This window comes from Chitinophaga sp. NPDC101104 (assembly GCF_050277495.1).
Classification (GTDB): domain Bacteria; phylum Bacteroidota; class Bacteroidia; order Chitinophagales; family Chitinophagaceae; genus Chitinophaga.
This window is the reverse complement of sequence record NZ_JBNNSF010000001.1, coordinates 1,163,299-1,181,075: the sequence shown is the minus strand read 5'-3', so window position 1 is coordinate 1,181,075 and position 17,777 is coordinate 1,163,299. Positions and strand designations below refer to the sequence as shown.

Genomic DNA, 17,777 nt, shown 5'->3' with positions numbered 1-17,777 from the left:
GCTAAACAGGGCTGTACAGGGAGAAATAAGGTTGCATATAAATTACAATCGACTGTAAGTGAAAGTTCAATGCTGTTGGCCGTTTCAAGCATTCCGGCAACAAAAAGCCCTCCCGGTACCACGGTCCGGGAGGGCTTCACAAAGTAGTTTGAAATTCGTTACGGTTGCACGCGTGCCGCCGGCCTGCGTTCCGTTCCGGGCATTTTGCGGAGTTCGTCGCCGAGGGTTTGGCGGTAGCTATCGGCAATCGACTCGAGGTCTTTTACGACGTCGGGGAAAACCTTGCTCACGTCGGTCGTTTCACCGGGATCGATGCTCAGGTCGTACAATCCGCCGGCAATGTCCACATCTGGCTGTGCACCGGGGAAGCCGTCGTACCCGGGCGTATTGAGGCGGTAGGTGCGGCCCCTGTGCGGGAACACGAGCTTGTAATTGCCTTTGCGCACGGCTTCCAGGTTATTGACGTTGTAGTAATAAACGAAATATTCGCGCGGATTGGCGCCCGGTTCGTTTTTCAGCAGCGGGAGGATGCTGAGGCCGTCGATCTTCCTTTTCGGCAGACCGGCGCCGCAAACGGCGGCCACGGTGGGGAGGATGTCGATCGCCGCGGCTACTTTATTGCACACGGTGCCCGCCGGGATTTTACCGGGCCATTGCATGATGCAGGGCACGCGCTGGCCGCCTTCCCAACTGGTGCCTTTGCCTTCGCGGAGGCCGGCGGTGTTGCCGGCGTGGTTGCCGTAATTCAGCCATGGACCATTGTCGCTGGTGAAGATGACGAGCGTATTCTTATCGAGACCGTTTTCTTCCAGTGTCTGTAAAACTTTGCCGATGGATGCGTCGAGCTCGGTCATGAGGTCGCCGAAGAGGCCGGCGCCGCTTTTCCCGCGGAAGGCTTTCGATACGGCGATGGGCACATGCGGCATGCTGTGGGCCATGTAGAGGAAGAAAGGTTCTTTTTTGTGTTTGCGGATGAATTCGCACGCGCGATCGGTGTAGATACCGGTCAATTCCGACTGGTCTTCCAGGTTGCGGATGATGCGGCGGGTTTCATTCCCTTCGATGAGGGGCAGCGGCGGATAGCGGGCTCGCCAGGTTTTTGCGGTGTCGGGATATGGTTTTCCGTCGTAATGAACGGGCCACATATCGTTGGAATACGGCAGGCCGAGGTATTCGTTGAAGCCGTGCTGCAGGGGCAGGAAGGGCACTTTGGCGCCGAGGTGCCATTTGCCGACCATGCCGGTGGCGTAACCCTTGTCTTTCAATATTTCGGCGATGGTTTCCTCTTCTCCGTTCAGGGCGATTTTTGCATCGGGGTTCAGTGCGTTGTGGATGCCGATGCGGTTGGGATAGCAGCCCGTGAGCAGGCCCGCCCGCGACGCAGAGCATACGGCCTGGGCCGCGTAGAAATGGGTGAAGCGCATGCCCCTGGCGGCCATCCGGTCGAGGTTGGGCGTAGTGTAAGGGCCGCCGCCATAGCACGAAGGGTCCCCATATCCCATATCATCCATGAAAATGATGATGACATTCGGTTTGGCGGGCGGTTGCGGCTCCGCCGGAACGAAGCTCGCGATACCGAGCCCTGCCGCGGCCAGCAAAAGGCCACTGGCAATTTTCTTCAACATGTGTGATGATTTTGGTTTTTCGGAAAAGGAACGCCGCGCGGGAGGACCAACGCGGCGTTCCGGCTTATTGGCAAAATACGATTTATCAGTCGGCCAGTATCAGTTCAATTACCGGAATTTCCACACCGGGTTTGATGACGGGAAGACTAAGGTTCAGATCGTCTGCCCCCACTTCATTCTTGATCCAGTGGCCGGCGGGCGCGCTGAAACGGATCTCGGAACCGTCGTGCAGGAATTGCGCGTACCTGATCTTACCTTTATAACCGGGCAGCGTGAAGTTTTGCAGCGGGTAATCGAGGAGGTGAACGTACAGGCGTTTGGTAGTTGGATTATACGTCAGCAGCGTGTTTTCAGGCTTTTTGAAATGATCGGGCGCCTGGGTGCAACCGTAAATCGACCGGCTGTTCAGTTCCATCCACTGCCCCATTCCATCCAGCGCCTTGTCTGCCCGCGCATCGAACTTGCCGCGGGCGGTGGGACCAACATTGAGGAGGAGATTGCCGCCTTTGCTTACGGTTTCGATGAGCAGGCCGAGGAGTTGTTTATTGTCTTTCCAGGTGTTTTCGTCGCGGTAATATCCCCACGATCCGGAGAAGGTCTGGCAGGTTTCCCAAGGCACGCGCTGGCCGTTGTGCGTGGGCCAGGCGGCCACCTTGAACTGTTCGGGCGTCACGAAATCGCCGCCGTCGGCATATTCCTTCAGATCGAGACGGTCGTTGACGATGATCCCCGGCTGGAGTTTGCGCACCAGTTTGATGAGATCTTCCGAGCCCCAGTCTTCGCGGCCTTTCCCGCGTTTGCCGGGGTAAGAGAAATCGAGCCAGAGGATGTCGACCTTACCGTAGTTCGAGAGCAGTTCGCGCACCTGGTTTTGCAGGTAGGTGCGGTATTTGGACATATCCCGGCCTTTGTTGAGGGCATCATAATCGGCGTCGTTTTGCGGCCGGTTGGGGTGCGTGCCGTCGATGGTGAAATCGGGATGGTGCCAGTCGATGAGGGAATAATAAAACCCGATCTTGAGGCCTTCGGCGCGGAAAGCGTCTACCCATTCGCGGAGGAGGTCTCGTTTGGCGGGCGATTTAACGGCGGTGTAATCGGTGTATTTGGAATCGAAGAGGCAGAACCCTTCGTGGTGTTTGGTGGTGATGACGGCGTATTTCATGCCGGCGGCTTTGGCTTTGCGGGCCCATTCGCGGGGGTTGTAGAGGTCCGGATTGAAGAGGTCGAAATATTTCCGGTAGGCGGAGTCGGTGATCTGTTCCCGGTTCTGGACCCATTCGTGGCGGGCGGGGAGCGCATAGAGGCCCCAGTGGATGAACATGCCGAAGCGGTCGTTGGTCCACCAGGCGAGGCGTTTCTCCTTTTGCGCCGGCGTTTCGGCGAAGAGGCGTTTTTCCTGGGCAGCCGCGCAGAAGTGCAGGATGGCGCAGAGGAGGGTGAGGAAGATGGATCGTTTCATGGTAACGGCTGATTTTGAATGAATTGGCAAGATAGTTTGTGGGAATTGCGGGGGATGGTAGTTTTTTGTCATTGATTGGGAGGATTTGAAGTTGGCGGAAATCGGGGTGGTTGGAGGATGGGGAATGCTTTGCCGGTTTGACTCCCCCATTCAATCGGGGTGGCGTTGGGTTAAAGCCCAGCGATTTGTTAAACAATCAATTATTAACATCTGATTAACAATTATACAATCGAATCGACAGTAACATTGCTGAAAATATTCACTTCCCGGTCGATAAAAGTGTACGATTTGTGCCTCCGGGCCTCTGGTTTACCTTAAGCAAAATAGCCGTCAGCTTCGTCATCGCTGGCGGTTTTTCTTTTATGGAAGGTGCAGCTGCGGCGGGTTTCCAGGAAACGGGGCGATCGGAAGGGCGGGCCGAAAGGCAGGGAAACGAGGGAGGCGGGCAACCGCCGGCCGAAGGCAGGGATGCGGGTCGTGGAGTGGCGGGCAGGCTACCCAAAAGCTACCCCTTCTATTTGTTAATAAAAATCAAAATATGACATTTTTATAACATGGCGTTAACATGCCTGAAAACGGCTGTAACGTAATATTGATGCATGATTCACGCTCCAAGTTAACCAGACTGAAGGCAACCTCACCAAAGAGGTTGCCTTTTCAAATAGTTTAGCTGGTGCGGTAATAATGCAGGCCTGCGGCGTAATTTCGGATAGAATCCTATCAAAGCAAAGCAGTACTGTATTCGTTAACCTTTAAAACAAATTTCCCGCGAATGATGTAAATTTTTAAAAGACAAAAAGACACAGACACAGTGAAGCTCCATTCCGTCCAGAACACATTCGTTAACAACATTTACAATTTAGCTATTAAACCCCCTGTTGATCCATGCCAAAGCGTTATTTCGAAAGACTACAGACCATCGATTACCTGATCCGTATCAAAGGCACCGGAAAGCCCGCCCAGCTGGCCAAACGCCTGCGGATCTCGGAAAGGACCTTGTACGAGTTCCTCAAGCTCATGAAAGACCTGGGAGCCCCTATCGAGTACGATAGATACAAGGAAAGCTATTATTACGGGGAAAAAGGTGGATTCAATATCAAATTCACCAAACTGCTCGCGGGTCTTACCTCCGCCGTTCCCTTCCTGCTGCTCTGCTATACGCAAACGAGTTAGCATTAATTTTTTATTACCAAGGCGCCGGTTAACAAAATATTAACAGGCGCAAGCCCGGCTTAAAGCTATTTTGTTGTCGTAATCACAAATCGGCACCAGAATAGCTTTTGCCGTTTTGACTACCTCCGTCTGACATCCGAATTTTTTACATCCAGCAGGTGCGAGCCCCATCACTAATTGCACGAGCGGGTTTCTGTCCAGTTACCGGCCTGCAATTTTTATAACGGCCGCGCCGGCCCTGTGATACATCGATTTATTTATAACGCGGTTAAGATCGAAACGATCTATTTTAGATGCTAAGACGATGCAGGTTTCTTTTCAGTCACCTGCCCCTTAACCCATCCGCCGTCATTTTCCCCATACCTGTCCGCTTTCGTGCCATTCCGAACCTGGTTTCCAGGCGGGTCCTTTCGCATAGGAGAAACGTCCATTGCTACCGCTCAGCCGCAGCACGGCTTTCTTGTCGGCCGCAAAGTGCCAGAGGTATTGGTCCCTCTCGCCCCCATCCCCTTTCTTCACAGGCCGCAACTTCAATTCCAGCAGCTCTTCCGTTTCCCACAGCTCCAGCTCCATCCCCCATTCCGGCATGCCCTTCATCTCCACCGCCAGCACGAAATCCTTCCCATACCGCATGGGAAAGCCCTCCGTCCGCGGCCGGTGCGCCGGCGCCAGGCAATTGTTCACCTCCGCACTGTCTTGCAGCACATACACATTGAACTCCCCGCCGCCCAGCGTATCCGAATAAGCCGGGCTGCCGCAGGGCGGGAAATAACGGTAGTCGTCGATCGGAACGTAAGACGTAGCCTGGGGCTGCTTCGGGCCGGAGAACGCTCCGCATCCGGCCAGCGCCCACAACAATGGTAAAAACACGCGCATCCGGTAATTTACGAAGAAGCCGGCATTCTCCTGAATTGATGTCATTTTACCTTTTCCCAACGCTCGTTTCGCACCTGCTCGTTTTTTATGCCGATTCCGGTTATTTTTAATCATTATGCATCACCACGTTCTACTCTCAGCCATGATGGCCGTTGCTACCGTTGCAGCATCCGCACAGCAGCGGCCCGATCACACGCTCTATTTTGATAAGCCCGCCTCCCATTACGAAGAAGCCCTGCCCATCGGCAACGGTACCCTCGGCGCCCTCGTTTACGGCAATCCCGTGCACGACCGGTTCGTGCTCAACGAAATCAGCCTCTGGTCGGGCGGCCCGCAAAACGCCGACAACGACACGGCCTACCGCGTGCTCCCCCGCATCCGCGAAGCCCTGCTGGCAGGCCGCAACAAGGAAGCGCAAGACATCCTCCAGCAGTATTTCATCTGCACCGGCCAGGGCTCCGGCCACGGCAACGGCGCCAACGTCCCCTTCGGATGCTTCCAGGTTTTCGGCGATCTTACGCTCGATTGGAAAGACACGCTGGCTCCTTATCAAAATTACCGCCGCACGCTCGATTTCACCACCGCTACCGCCCGCACCACCTGGAGCCGTAACGGCATCGAATACACGCAGGAGGCCTGGGTAAGCCAGCCCGCCAACCTCCTGGCCATCCGCATCTCCGCCAACCGCAAGGGGGCCATCTCCTTCACCGCCGCGCTTTCCCGCCGCGAAAGGGCCAACACCCGCGCGGAAAACGGGAACCTCATCATGGAAGGCGTCATGAACAACGCCGGCCAACCCGGGATGAAATTCGCCGGCATGCTGGCCCCGCAGTTATCCGGCGGCAAATCCATCGCCACGGCAAACGGCATCGTGGTGGAAAATGCGGACGCGGTGATCCTTTACTTTACCGCGGCTACCGACTACAACGATAAAGACTTCCGGCAAAAGGGGCCCGATCCCCTCCCGCTGGTAAAAAGCAGGCTGGCCGCGGCCAAAAAGCCGTACGCCGCGCTGCAAAAAGCCCAGCAGCAGGCGCATCAAACCTATTACAACCGCAACTCCTTTACCCTGGCCGCCAATTCCGCAACCGGCCAGCTCACCACCCCGGAAAGGCTCAAGCGTTATTACGAAGGCCAGCCAGACCCGCAGTTGCCCGTTCTCTATTACAACTACGGCCGCTACCTGCTGATCGGCTCCTCGCGCCCGGGGCATCTCCCCGCCAACCTGCAGGGCCTCTGGGCGCCGGAGTACCAAACTCCCTGGAACGGCGACTACCACATCGATATCAACCTCCAGATGAACTACTGGCTCGCGCCGGTCACCGGCCTCGACGATCTCGCAGAGCCGCTCCACCGCTACATCCGCCTGCTTTCCAAAGAAGGGGAGCGCACCGCCAAAGCATATTATAACGCACCGGGATGGGTGGCCCACGTGATCGCCAACCCCTGGGGCTTTACCTCGCCCGGGGAAGGCGCAGGATGGGGCTCCACGCTCACCGGTGGCGCATGGCTCGCAGAACACATCTGGGAACATTTCCGCTTCACGCGCGACACGGCTTTCCTCCGTGAATATTATCCCGTGCTGAAAGGCTCGTCCGATTTCCTGCGCGCCATCCTCATCCGCGAACCGCAACATGGATGGCTGGTTACAGCACCTTCCAACTCGCCGGAGCACAGCTACATCATGCCCGACGGCACCAGCGGCAACACGGTGATGGGCCCTGCTATCGACATGCAGATCTGCCGCGAGATTTTCGGTGCCACCATCGAATCGGGCCGTATCCTGGGCATTGATGCCGCATGGAGAAAAGAGATGGACAGCGTGCGCGCGCAGCTCGCACCCAACCAGATCGGGAAAGACGGCGACATCAACGAATGGCTGCACGACTGGAAAGACGGCGAGCCCCATCACCGCCACGTTTCGCACGCATACGCGCTGCACCCCTACGACGAAATCACACCCTGGCAAACGCCCGAACTGGCCGCCGCCATGCGCGAAACCCTCCGCCAGCGCGGCGACGATGGCACCGGATGGTCTTTGGCATGGAAGATCAACTTCTGGGCACGGCTGCAAGACGGCGACCACGCCCTGCAACTGATCAAAAAACTCCTTCGCCCGGTAGACCCCGCCAAGCCCCGCGGCGGCGGCGTGTACCCCAACCTGTTCTGCGCTCACCCGCCCTTCCAGATCGACGGGAACTTCGGTGGTACGGCGGGCATCGCCGAAATGCTGCTGCAAAGCCACGGCGAAGGCACCGTCATCCGCCTGCTGCCGGCATTGCCCACCGAAGCCGGATGGCAACAGGGCAGTGTAAAAGGCATGCGCGCCCGGGGCGGATTTTCGGTCGACATGAACTGGCAAAACGGCGCCATCACCACCGCGAAAGTGCGGTCGTTGAAAGGTGAGCCCTGCGCCATCGTGGTACCGGCGGGCAAATCGGTGTACGACGCGAAAGGGAAAGCCCTCTTCCAATCCGGCGCCGCAGCGAAACAAGCTTTGTTCCCGACGGTAAAAGGTGGTGTATATACCATTAGATAAATTACCAGTAAACTGATGATAGTGCAAGAGCGCCCCGGCACCGGGGCGCTCTTTCCATAACGGGCGATCTCCCGCCATTCGCCGCCATTTTCTGCCGTCTGCCGGATTGGATTTCCACACCTGCTCCGCAACGCCTAGATTTGACCTCATGAAAATTCGTTACCGATACTGGATCGCACAAATACTCGGCTGGGGACTGTTCACCTACCTGTGGAACAACATCCGCACGGACGGGTTCGGCCTGCGTGGCGACGTGTTCTCCGATTACGATTTCTATTTCCACATCGCCAACGGCGTAGTCTGCACCCATTTGCTGGACGTGTTCATCCGCTGGCAGAAGCTGGAGCGCATGCGGTTCGGGGCCGTGTTCACCAAGCTGTGGCTCGCGGTGATCGGCGTTTCCATATTGATGGTCGTGAACCTTGCCATCATGGCCATATGGGAATCCGGGGGCTGGAACGCGTTTATCAGCCCGGTCTCGAAACACAATGATCTCTCGCCCACCACGATGATGGTCATCATCTTCATCATCGCCGTGTTTTTATGGCATTTGCTGTTGTGGGGATGGGTGGCGATTTACTTCGCCCTGGCGCAGGGCCGCGTGAAACGGCAGGAACTGGAAAGCGAGAACCGGTTGAAGCAGGCTGAGCTCGACAACCTGAAAACGCGCCTCAATCCGCATTTCCTCTTCAATTCCCTCAGCAGCATCCGCAGCCTGATCGCCGAAAACCCGGAACGGGCGCAGCGGGCGGTGGGCGAACTGGCGGAAGTGCTGCGCAGCGCCATGTTGTCTGAACACCAGCAACTGATCCGGTTCGACCGGGAGCTGGAAGTGGTGAAACATTATCTCGCCATCGAAAAGATCCGTTTCGAAGAGCGCCTGCAGGTGGCATTCAACATCGGAGAGGGATCGGACGGTCAGACCATCCCGCCTATGCTCCTGCAAACCCTCGTGGAAAACGCCATCAAGCACGGCATCTCCAAACGCAGTGCCGGCGGGGATATCCGCATATCGGCGGCCTGTTCGGGTAAGCATTTCGTCATCCAGGTCGATAATACGGGCAGGATGGAAAATGCCGCTTCGGATGAGGGATTCGGCATCAACGGTACCATCCGCCGGTTGGAGCTCCTCTATGGCGGCGAAGCGAAATTCTATATCTGCAATCTTGAAAACGACACCGTGCGCGCCACGGTCAAAATACCCGCAGCATGATCCAGGCGATGATCATAGACGACGAAAGGCTTGCCCGCAACGATCTCCGCGGCGTGCTCAAATCCTTTCCGCAAGTGGAGATCACGGGAGAGGCCGCCAACATCCGGGAGGCGGAAAGGCTCATCGGGGAGCTCCGCCCGCAGTTGCTTTTCCTCGACATCGAAATGCCGGAAGGCACCGGTTTCCAACTGCTGGAAAACCTCGATGTCATCCCGCACGTCATCTTCACGACAGCCTACGATGCCCATGCCATCCGCGCCTTCGAGATCAATGCGCTCGATTACCTGCTGAAGCCCGTCACCGAAAAGCGACTACAGGAAGCCCTCGCGCGCATACCTGCCGTTCCTCCCGCAACGCCCGCCACCGCTTATCTTCCCATCCACGAAAAAATATTCGTGAAAGACGGCGACCGCTGCTGGTTCATCCCTCTTGCTGACATCCGGCTGCTGGAAGCGGCCGACGACTATGTACGCCTCCGTTTCGGGAAACACACGGCCCTGCTGGCCCGCAGCCTGCAATCGTTCGAGCCCAGGCTCGACCCGCAGCATTTCTTCCGCGCCAGCCGCCGCCATATCGTGAACCTGCAGCATGTGCAGTCGGTTTCCCTCCTGCCTTCGCAATTGCTGCAGCTGGAAATGAGCGATGGTTCACTCGTTCCGCTGAGCCGCAGGCAGACCGCCCTTTTCCGGGAACTGCGCGGTATATAAACCTGAACATCCCATCTTAAACATCATCACATGAAACGCATCTACCTGCCGTTACTGGCATTGCTATGCCTGTGCGCGAACGTTTCCGCACAAAAGCCCATCACCCTTTCCTCGACCGATCCGGCGGCGGATTACGCCGACCTCCTTCCGCTGAAAAATCAATTGTCGCACGCCACTGTGATCGGCGCGGGGGAAGGGACGCATGGCTCGCGGGAGTTTTTCCGGATGAAGCACCGGCTGTTCAGGTTCCTCGCCGAAGAAATGGGGTTCACGGTGTTCGCCATGGAAGACAGTCCGATAGGCGCCGCCCTCATCCAGCAATTCATCGACACCGGCGACGGCAATCCCGTCGCCATTATCCGCGAGCATTTCCACAAAGTGTACCAGGTGAGGGAACTCTCGGACCTCGTGTACTGGATGCGGGATTACAACCTGCATCACGACAAAAAACTCCGCTTCGCGGGATTCGACTGCCAGCAGATGCATTATTTCCATCAACAACTGACCGAGCTATCCACGCGGTACCAACTGCAATGTTTCGCCCCCTTGCTGAATTACACGGCCGATACGGGCATCTCGTTCAGCAAAGCCATGGAGCCCATCATCCGCATTTCCGACAGTCTCACCCGCGTGCTGCCCGTGCGCATGAGCGGTGTCCCGGAAACCGACTGGAAGCTCGCGCGCTTTTGCCTGAGCAATATCCTCGCCGGCGCGCAGGAATTCCGTATGCAGGAAGACGACTGGGAACAGTCCTTCAACACCCGCGATTCCATGATGGCCAACAACATTTTCTGGCTCGCGGAGAAATACAAAGGGGAAAAGATGATGCTCTGGGCGCATAATTCCCATCTCGGCAACGTGTATTCCGATTCCGCGTTCACTTTCCGGCCTATGGGCGAACATCTGCGCAAGGCGTACGGCCAGCGTTACCAGAACATCGCTATGCTGACGGGGTCCGGCACTTATCGCGCGCAGCCGGACCATCATGTGGAGCCCGATACCGCCCACGCCATCGTGCCCCCCATCGCGGGATCGGCGGAAGCGCAGCTCCAGGCTTACAAAATCCCTATGTTCATGCTTCCCCTGCATTATTCCGGTATCCGCGGCCGTATGCGGACTGTCGGGTCCATTGCGTCGGAATACCAGTTCACCTTGTGGCCCGTGGCTTTGCGCGAGCGGTTCGATTGGGTGGTGTACCTGGAAAAAACATCGTCTGCCGCAACGCTCTGATTTACCGGCAATTCGTTAAATTACGTACAAACGCTGTTTGTATGCACCGATGGAAATATTACGGGCTCGTCCTGTGCCTCCTGACCACAATGGCTGCCGGGGCGCAGGACAGCCTTCTTTCCGTACCTGTCCTTTTCCGGAGCGACACGCTCTTCCTCCTGCAAACCGCCCCGCACAACATCAGCGTCAGTGAAAGGGCGGCGCTGATAGAAGGAAGGATTTCCTCGATATATGCCCAGCACGACTTCCGGCCGGATTCGCTGGTGTTGACGGAAGACTCACTGGCATCGCGCATCTTGTACAAAGGGCAGGTGGTGATGACCGTTACTTCGGCCGACGCGGCGGTTTCAGATCTCGACAGGCCAACGTTGGCGCGGAATTACCTGACATTGATCCGGGAAAAGACCGGCAACCTGCAATCCTTCTCGAGCATGCAGCAGGTGCTGCTGTTCGCCGCGGAGGCGCTCGCTGTGATCGCCGGGCTCGTGTTGCTGATCTGGCTGCTGAACAAACTGTACCGGCGCGTGAAATTCCGGTATGCGCGCCGCAGTTACAAACCGTTCGTGGCGGGCTCGTATACCCTGCTTTCCGGCGAGCGCGTGCGGGGGCTGTGGCTCAAAACGCTGGCCATCATCCGGCTGGCCGTGTTCCTTATCATCTTTTACCTGGCGCTTCCGGTGTTGTTCAGCATCTTTCCCTGGACGGAGAAGCTGGCCGACCGGCTGCTGACCTACGTGCTCGATCCGTTGAAGGATATTTTCCGGAACATAGCCGCGTACATACCGAACCTGCTCACGATACTCGTGATCTGGCTGTTTACCCGCTACATCATCAAACTGGTCAAATTCATGGCGGGCGAGATCGAAAGAGGGGTTTTGCAGATCAGGGGTTTTTACCCGGATTGGGCGCAGCCGACCTATAACATCGTTAAAGTACTGTTGTACCTTTTCATGTTCGTAGCGATCTATCCGTACCTGCCGGGCTCGGGATCGCGGGTGTTCCAGGGCGTTTCGGTATTCCTGGGATTGCTCATCTCGATCGGTTCTTCTTCCGCCATCGGCAATATGGTGGCCGGCATCGTGATCACCTACATGCGGCCGTTCAGGATCGGGGAAAGGATCAGGGTGGGCGATGTGACGGGCGACGTCATCGAAAAAAACCTGCTCGTCACCCGTATCCGCACCATCAAAAACGAAGATGTGACGATCCCCAATGCCGTGATCCTCGGCGGGCAAACGATCAACTACTCATCCTGCGCGCAGCAACAGGGGCTGATCCTCCATGTGGAAGTGACGATCGGCTACGATTCCCCCTGGCCGCACATCCACAAGCTCCTGCTGGCATCCGCCGCCAAAACGGAAGGCCTGCTCTCCGAGCCCAGGCCTTTCGTGCTGCAGACGGCCCTGAGCGATTATTACGTCAATTACCAGCTGAACGCCTACACCCACGAGCCGGAGCGTATGGCGGTCATTTATTCGGAGCTCTATAAAAACATCCTCGACACCTTCCATGATGCGGGGCAGGAGATCATGTCGCCCGCCTACCATGCTTACCGCGACGGCAGTTCGCCGGCCATCCCGAAAAAAGAATAAAGCCGCCGGATTTCGTATTTTAACCGGGTATGAAAAAGCTGTTTACTTTCCTGCTACTGACCATAGCGCTGCAGGCTTCGGCGCAGAACGAGCTGGCCCGGCCGCTACCATTCCTTGACAAGATCACCGATTTCTGCGGGTTCACCTGCTACGAAGGCCGCTTCGAAGGGCGCGCCGCGAAGATCGTGGTGCCGCACGGGGAACCTGCGGCGGGGAAGCCCTGGGTCTGGCGTGCCCGGTTTTGGGGGCACGAGCCGCAGGCCGACAGCGTTTTGCTGGCCCGCGGGTTCCATGTCGTGTATTGCGATGTGGCGGAAATGTTCGCCAACGAGAAGTGCCTGGGCATCTGGGACCGTTTCTATAAAGCCCTCCGGTCTGCCGGTTTCTCGCAGAAAGCCGCGATGTTCGGGTTCAGCCGGGGCGGGTTTTACGTGTACCGCTGGGCCGCGCGTTACCCCGAACGGGTAGCCTGTGTATATGCAGACGCGCCCGTGCTCGATATCCGCTCCTGGCCGCTCGGGGAAGGCGCCGGGCCGGGAGACGCCAAAACCTGGCAGACGTTCCTCAACGATTTCGGCTATACGTCCGAAAAGGCCGCCAAACGCTTCCGCGGCAACCCGGTAGACCTGGTTGCGGAGATCGTCCGCGGGAAATACCCCATGCTACACGTTTGCGGCGAGGCAGACGAAGTGGTGCCCATGGCCGAAAACACCGATATTTTCGAGCAGAAGGTAAAAGCCAGGGGCGGCAACATCCGCGTGATCCGCAAGCCGGGCGTGGGCCACCACCCACACAGCCTGAAAGACCCAACGGAAATAGTGACTTTCGTCATGTCGGCCTGCCAATAGGGCCGCATTGGTTATATTTGCAGTTAACGAAATGCAGAATATGTTCCACTTCGGCCAACGGCAAACGCTCGTCATCTCCATCTTCATCATGCTGGTGACCGCGTGCCTGCTGGTATGGCGGCCAGACTACAACTTCTTCGACGGGGGGCTCATCACGGCGATCCTCCTCACTATCTTCATCAAGAGAGATGCGCCCACCCGGTTCATGGGCATCGCGTGCACGGTGCTGGTAGTGGTGATCGCCTGCCTGCCGCACAAGAATCCCAACCTGGCGGAAGTGTTCATCGAGCACTTCTTTTCCCTCATCCTCGTCATCAGCTCCACGCTGCTCGTGCTCTTCCTGAAACGGCTGTACCGCACCATGCAGGAACTGAACCAGGCGCTCGAAAAGGAAGTGGAAAAAAGGACCGCCAACCTCGAGCTCGCCCTTTCCCATCTCGCCTCTTCGCAGGCGGAACTGAAAGAAGCGCTGGAGAAGGAAAAGGAACTTAACGAGATCAAATCCCGGTTCGTGTCTATGGCCTCGCACGAATTCCGCACCCCGCTCAGCGCCATCCTTTCCTCCGCCGCGCTGATCGCCAAGTATCCCAATACGGACGACCAGCCCCGCCGGGAAAAACACGTGGGCAAGATCCGCGAGTCCGTCATCCACCTCAACGAATTGCTGGAAGACACCCTCTCCCTGGGCCGCATCGAAGAAGGGAAAGTGCACGTCCATCCCGAAAAAATTTCCCTGTCCGCCTTTGCGCAGGAAACGGCCGACGAAGTGCAGGGCCTCCTCAAACCCGGGCAGATGCTGCAACCAGACGTGCAGGCCAACCTGGAAGTGATATCCGACAAGCGATTACTCAAACATATTTTCGTGAACCTCCTCACCAATGCCATCAAGTTCTCGCCGGCCGGCACCGCCATCGGATGGAAGCTACGCGAAGAGAACGGGCGTATTCTCGCCGAAGTGGCAGACCAGGGCATGGGGATTCCCGAAGAAGACAAAGCCTATCTGTTCAGCAGCTTCTTCCGCGCCCGCAACGTGACCAACATACAGGGCACCGGCCTCGGCCTGCACATTGTGAAACGATATGTAGACATGCTCCACGGCGAAATCGGCGTGGAAAGCGAACTGAACAGGGGCACCACCATTTCCATCAATTTCCCAAACCTTCCTTCAATATGATAGCGACGATCCTGGTAGTAGACGATCACCCCGGCATTCGGGAAAACGTAGCCGAAATCCTCACGCTCGCAGGGTACAAAGCCCTCGAAGCCGAAAACGGCAAACAGGCCGTCGAAATGGCCCGCGATCACCGGCCAGATCTCATCATCTGCGATATTATGATGCCCGAGCTCGATGGCTACGGCGTTTTGCACATGCTCCGCAAATACCCCGAAACCGAGCACATCCCGTTCATCTTCGTGACCGCGAAAACCGACCGGAGCGACTGGCGGAAAGGAATGGAAATGGGGGCAGACGATTACATCACCAAACCGTTCGAAGATGTGGAACTGCTGACGGCCATCGAAACACGCCTCAAAAAACAACAGTTCCTCCAGGAAAAATTCGCCGCGGCCAGAACACAGTCCATCGGCACGATGCTCCAGGACTGGCAGGCTTCCGGCCTCCTCCAGCTCGATCTGGACAGTTTCGACGTAGTGCCCTACGCCAAGAAACAACCCGTTTACCGCGAAGGCAAACACCCGCAGTTCCTTTACTATGTGAAAAGCGGGAAAGTGAAAGCCTTCCGCCTCAACGACGACGGGAAAGAATACATCACCAACCTGTTCGGGCAGGGCGATTATTTCGGTTATGTGCCGCTGCTCGAAGACCATGTCTACGATGAAAACGCCGAAGCCCTCGATCAGACGGAGCTTGTGCAAATCCCGAAAGAAGTTTTCCTCGAACAGTTGCTGAACGATATCAGCGTGGCGCGCACCTTCATCAAGCGCATCGCGCAGGAAGTAAAGGAAAAGGAAGACCGGCTGCTGCAGCTCGCCTACGATTCGTTGCGCAAGCGCGTGGCCAACGGCTTGCTGGCCATTCACGACAAGCTCCATCTGGAACAGCAGCCCGACGCGCTCATCGAGCTTTCCCGCGACGATATCGCGCGATTCGTGGGCACGGCAACGGAATCGCTCATCCGTACGCTCAGCGATTTCAAATCGGAAAAACTGATCGAAATGCAGGGCACGCGCATCCGTATCGTTCAACCCGAATTGCTGCGCAAACTGCTGTACTGATCAGGGTTTCAGTTCGAAAGACATCTCCTGCACATCCCGGCTGTTGGGGCCGATCTGTACCCGGAACTCACCGGGCTCGGCCACGTATTGCATATTGCGGTCGTAGAATTTGAGGTCGTTAACGGATATTTCGAAACGCACTTCCCGCCGCTCCCCCTTCCGCAGAAAAATCTTCCTGAACCCGCGCAGTTCCTGCAACGGGCGGTTGACGCTGGCGGTGACGTCGCGCAGATAGAGCTGCACGGTTTCGTGACCGTCGAAATTCCCGGTGTTGGACACAGTGACGGTAGCGCTGAGCGTTCCGTTCATGGCCATGGATTTGGCGCTGAGGGAAACGGGGCCGTATTCGAAAGTGGTGTAGCTGAGACCGAAGCCGAAGGGAAAGAGCGGGCCGTTGGGTACGTCGAGGTATTTTGACGTGTATTTATTGTTGGCATCCATCGGGCGGCCGGTGTTTTTACGGTTGTAGTAGATGGGGATCTGACCGGTGTTCTGGGGAAAGGTCATGGTCAGTTTGCCGGAAGGATTGAATTTCCCGAGGAGCACATCCGCGATGGCGTGTCCGGCCTGCGTGCCACCGAACCAGGTTTCGAGGATGGCGGGAATGTGGGCGTTCTCCCATTCGAGCGTCATGGGGCGGCCGTTGAAGAGCGCCAGCACTACGGGTTTCCCGGTTTGCAACACGGCTTCCATCAGGCGTTTCTGCGCATCGGGGATCCCGATATCCGAACGGCTCGCGGCTTCCCCGCTCATCCCCTGCGACTCTCCCAGCGCCAGCACTACCACGTCCGCCGCACGCGCCGCTTCCAATGCTTCCTGCAGCAACTTGTCCGCATCGCCCGGCTGCAGTCCCAATTTTGCCATCAATTGCGCATCCGCTGAAATGTCGGCGCCCTGGGCGTAGGAGACGTTTACGCCCGCCGCTTTCAACCCCTGCAGCAGCGTCACTGCCTTTTTAAAATCGCCCGCGGCCGACCAGTTTCCGATCATGTCCCGTTGCGCATCGCCCAGTGGACCGATGAGCGCTATTTTCTGATCGGGTTTCAACGGCAGCAACTGTCCTTCGTTCTTCAGTAACACGATACTTTTCTGCGCCGTTTCCCGCGCGGCCTGCAAAAATTCCGGGTTCATGATCACCCTTGCCGCGCGCTGTGTATCGCAGTAGCGGTAAGGGTCCTGGAAAAGTCCGAGCTTGTATTTCGCTTCGAGGATGCGCATGACGGCATCGTCGATCAGTTTGACCGGGACTTTCCCGGCTTCGACGAGTTTTTTGAGCTGCGTGGCATAGACGCTTCCCTGCATATCCATGTCCACACCGGCTTTGAGGGCCAGCTCCCCGGCTTCGTACTCGTTTTTCACGATGCCGTGCGGGACCATTTCGTTGATAGACGTGTAATCCGTAACCACGAACCCTTTGAAGCCCCATTCCTTCCGCAGCAGATCGGTGAGCAGCCAATGGTTGCCGGTGGCGGGGATGCCGTCCACCTCGTTGAAGGAAGTCATCACCGTTGCGGCGCCCGCCTGCACGGCGGCTTTGTACGGCGGTAGGTAAAACTGGTACATCTGCCGCCGGCTCATATCCACCGTGTTATAATCCCTTCCCGCTTCGATAGCGCCGTACAGCGCAAAATGCTTTACGCAGGCCAGGATGGTGTTGGGGGCGGAAAGATCTGCGCCCTGGTACCCGCGCACTTTCGCTTTCGCCACCTGCTCGCCGAACCAGGTGTCTTCTCCCACGCCTTCCGCCACGCGCCCCCAGCGGGGGTCCCGGGCAATATCAACCATGGGCGAGTACGTCCAGTGGAGGCCGTCTGCGCTCGCTTCTTCGGCGGCGATGCGCGCCGTTTTTTCCATCAGTTCCATATCCCAGGTGCAGGCTTCGCCAAGGGGAATGGGAAAGATGGTCTTATGACCGTGGATAACGTCGTAACCGAACAGCAGCGGGATTTTGAGGCGGGTCTTCATCGCCATGTCCTGCAGCATGCGGGTATACTGCGGCGTGTATGCGTTGAAAATGGCGCCACATGCGCCGCTGAGGATGTCTTGCTTGTAGTTTTCCTTCATGAACGGGCCGGTCACGTCCATATCGCTCGTGAGGAGGTTGAGCTGTCCAATCTTTTCTTCCAGCGTCATGCGCTGCAGGAGCGCGGTGAGGAAGCGTTGCTGCTGCGCCTGGGCGGCGCTGGCGATCAACAGGAAAAGGGCGAGGATGGGTTTCATAAAAAAAGCGGCGTTGATATGCTAAATCAACGCCGCGGTCCCTGCTTTGTTCAGTGCGGC

13 protein-coding genes are annotated in these 17,777 nt (G+C 57.2%); 9 read left to right on the top strand and 4 right to left on the bottom strand.

What is annotated here, in order from left to right; all coding sequences use genetic code 11:
* Window positions 1-158: 158 nt before the first annotated feature.
* Together ACQKLP_RS04935 and ACQKLP_RS04930 are read right to left on the bottom strand one after the other, a co-directional pair.
* Window positions 159-1,625: a sulfatase family protein gene (locus ACQKLP_RS04935; protein WP_427320615.1), complete on the bottom strand. Its 1,467-nt coding sequence runs from the start codon at window positions 1,623-1,625 to the stop codon at window positions 159-161.
* An 85-nt stretch (window positions 1,626-1,710) separates the two neighbouring features.
* Entirely contained in the window at window positions 1,711-3,084 is a 1,374-nt protein-coding gene (locus ACQKLP_RS04930; protein ID WP_427320613.1) for an alpha-L-fucosidase, read from the bottom strand.
* An 885-nt stretch (window positions 3,085-3,969) separates the two neighbouring features.
* Between ACQKLP_RS04930 and ACQKLP_RS04925 the strand changes: the two genes are divergently transcribed.
* Window positions 3,970-4,257, top strand: a complete 288-nt coding sequence (locus tag ACQKLP_RS04925) for an HTH domain-containing protein (protein ID WP_341842951.1) — start codon at window positions 3,970-3,972, stop codon at window positions 4,255-4,257.
* A 348-nt stretch (window positions 4,258-4,605) separates the two neighbouring features.
* Here ACQKLP_RS04925 and ACQKLP_RS04920 read toward each other — a convergent pair whose 3' ends face one another.
* Complete coding sequence (locus tag ACQKLP_RS04920) at window positions 4,606-5,178, bottom strand: hypothetical protein (protein ID WP_427320611.1); 573 nt, start codon at window positions 5,176-5,178, stop codon at window positions 4,606-4,608.
* A 70-nt stretch (window positions 5,179-5,248) separates the two neighbouring features.
* Here ACQKLP_RS04920 and ACQKLP_RS04915 point away from each other — a divergent pair, with 70 nt between their 5' ends.
* The 8 genes from ACQKLP_RS04915 (at window position 5,249) to ACQKLP_RS04880 (ending at window position 15,497) form a co-directional block, all read left to right on the top strand.
* Entirely contained in the window at window positions 5,249-7,672 is a 2,424-nt protein-coding gene (locus ACQKLP_RS04915; RefSeq protein ID WP_427320609.1) for a glycosyl hydrolase family 95 catalytic domain-containing protein, read from the top strand.
* 148 nt (window positions 7,673-7,820) lie between these two features.
* Window positions 7,821-8,885: a sensor histidine kinase gene (locus ACQKLP_RS04910; RefSeq protein ID WP_427320606.1), complete on the top strand. Its 1,065-nt coding sequence runs from the start codon at window positions 7,821-7,823 to the stop codon at window positions 8,883-8,885.
* Complete coding sequence (locus tag ACQKLP_RS04905; RefSeq protein WP_427320604.1) at window positions 8,882-9,592, top strand: LytR/AlgR family response regulator transcription factor; 711 nt, start codon at window positions 8,882-8,884, stop codon at window positions 9,590-9,592. Before ACQKLP_RS04910 ends, ACQKLP_RS04905 begins: the two co-directional genes overlap by 4 nt.
* 30 nt (window positions 9,593-9,622) lie before the next feature.
* On the top strand, window positions 9,623-10,822 hold the full coding sequence (locus tag ACQKLP_RS04900; protein ID WP_427320602.1) for an erythromycin esterase family protein: 1,200 nt from the start codon (window positions 9,623-9,625) through the stop codon (window positions 10,820-10,822).
* Between the two features lie 41 nt (window positions 10,823-10,863).
* Window positions 10,864-12,414 (top strand): mechanosensitive ion channel family protein, encoded by a 1,551-nt coding sequence (locus tag ACQKLP_RS04895; protein WP_427320600.1) that lies wholly within the window; start codon window positions 10,864-10,866, stop codon window positions 12,412-12,414.
* A gap of 29 nt (window positions 12,415-12,443) precedes the next feature.
* Entirely contained in the window at window positions 12,444-13,262 is an 819-nt protein-coding gene (locus ACQKLP_RS04890; RefSeq protein WP_427320598.1) for a prolyl oligopeptidase family serine peptidase, read from the top strand.
* A gap of 40 nt (window positions 13,263-13,302) precedes the next feature.
* On the top strand, window positions 13,303-14,436 hold the full coding sequence (locus ACQKLP_RS04885) for a sensor histidine kinase (protein ID WP_427320596.1): 1,134 nt from the start codon (window positions 13,303-13,305) through the stop codon (window positions 14,434-14,436).
* Window positions 14,433-15,497: a response regulator gene (locus ACQKLP_RS04880; RefSeq protein ID WP_427320594.1), complete on the top strand. Its 1,065-nt coding sequence runs from the start codon at window positions 14,433-14,435 to the stop codon at window positions 15,495-15,497. Before ACQKLP_RS04885 ends, ACQKLP_RS04880 begins: the two co-directional genes overlap by 4 nt.
* Here the strand turns inward: ACQKLP_RS04880 and bglX are convergent, their stop codons facing one another.
* Window positions 15,498-17,717 (bottom strand): beta-glucosidase BglX, encoded by a 2,220-nt coding sequence (bglX, locus tag ACQKLP_RS04875; RefSeq protein WP_427320592.1) that lies wholly within the window; start codon window positions 17,715-17,717, stop codon window positions 15,498-15,500.
* Window positions 17,718-17,777: the final 60 nt, after the last annotated feature.

Coding starts and splice junctions, on each gene's coding strand:
- ACQKLP_RS04935 (WP_427320615.1), bottom strand. CDS start 1,625: ATGTTGAAGAAAATTGCCAGTGGCCTTTTGCTGGCCGCGGCAGGGCTC.
- ACQKLP_RS04930 (WP_427320613.1), bottom strand. CDS start 3,084: ATGAAACGATCCATCTTCCTCACCCTCCTCTGCGCCATCCTGCACTTC.
- ACQKLP_RS04925 (WP_341842951.1), top strand. CDS start 3,970: ATGCCAAAGCGTTATTTCGAAAGACTACAGACCATCGATTACCTGATC.
- ACQKLP_RS04920 (WP_427320611.1), bottom strand. CDS start 5,178: ATGACATCAATTCAGGAGAATGCCGGCTTCTTCGTAAATTACCGGATG.
- ACQKLP_RS04915 (WP_427320609.1), top strand. CDS start 5,249: ATGCATCACCACGTTCTACTCTCAGCCATGATGGCCGTTGCTACCGTT.
- ACQKLP_RS04910 (WP_427320606.1), top strand. CDS start 7,821: ATGAAAATTCGTTACCGATACTGGATCGCACAAATACTCGGCTGGGGA.
- ACQKLP_RS04905 (WP_427320604.1), top strand. CDS start 8,882: ATGATCCAGGCGATGATCATAGACGACGAAAGGCTTGCCCGCAACGAT.
- ACQKLP_RS04900 (WP_427320602.1), top strand. CDS start 9,623: ATGAAACGCATCTACCTGCCGTTACTGGCATTGCTATGCCTGTGCGCG.
- ACQKLP_RS04895 (WP_427320600.1), top strand. CDS start 10,864: ATGCACCGATGGAAATATTACGGGCTCGTCCTGTGCCTCCTGACCACA.
- ACQKLP_RS04890 (WP_427320598.1), top strand. CDS start 12,444: ATGAAAAAGCTGTTTACTTTCCTGCTACTGACCATAGCGCTGCAGGCT.
- ACQKLP_RS04885 (WP_427320596.1), top strand. CDS start 13,303: ATGTTCCACTTCGGCCAACGGCAAACGCTCGTCATCTCCATCTTCATC.
- ACQKLP_RS04880 (WP_427320594.1), top strand. CDS start 14,433: ATGATAGCGACGATCCTGGTAGTAGACGATCACCCCGGCATTCGGGAA.
- bglX (WP_427320592.1), bottom strand. CDS start 17,717: ATGAAACCCATCCTCGCCCTTTTCCTGTTGATCGCCAGCGCCGCCCAG.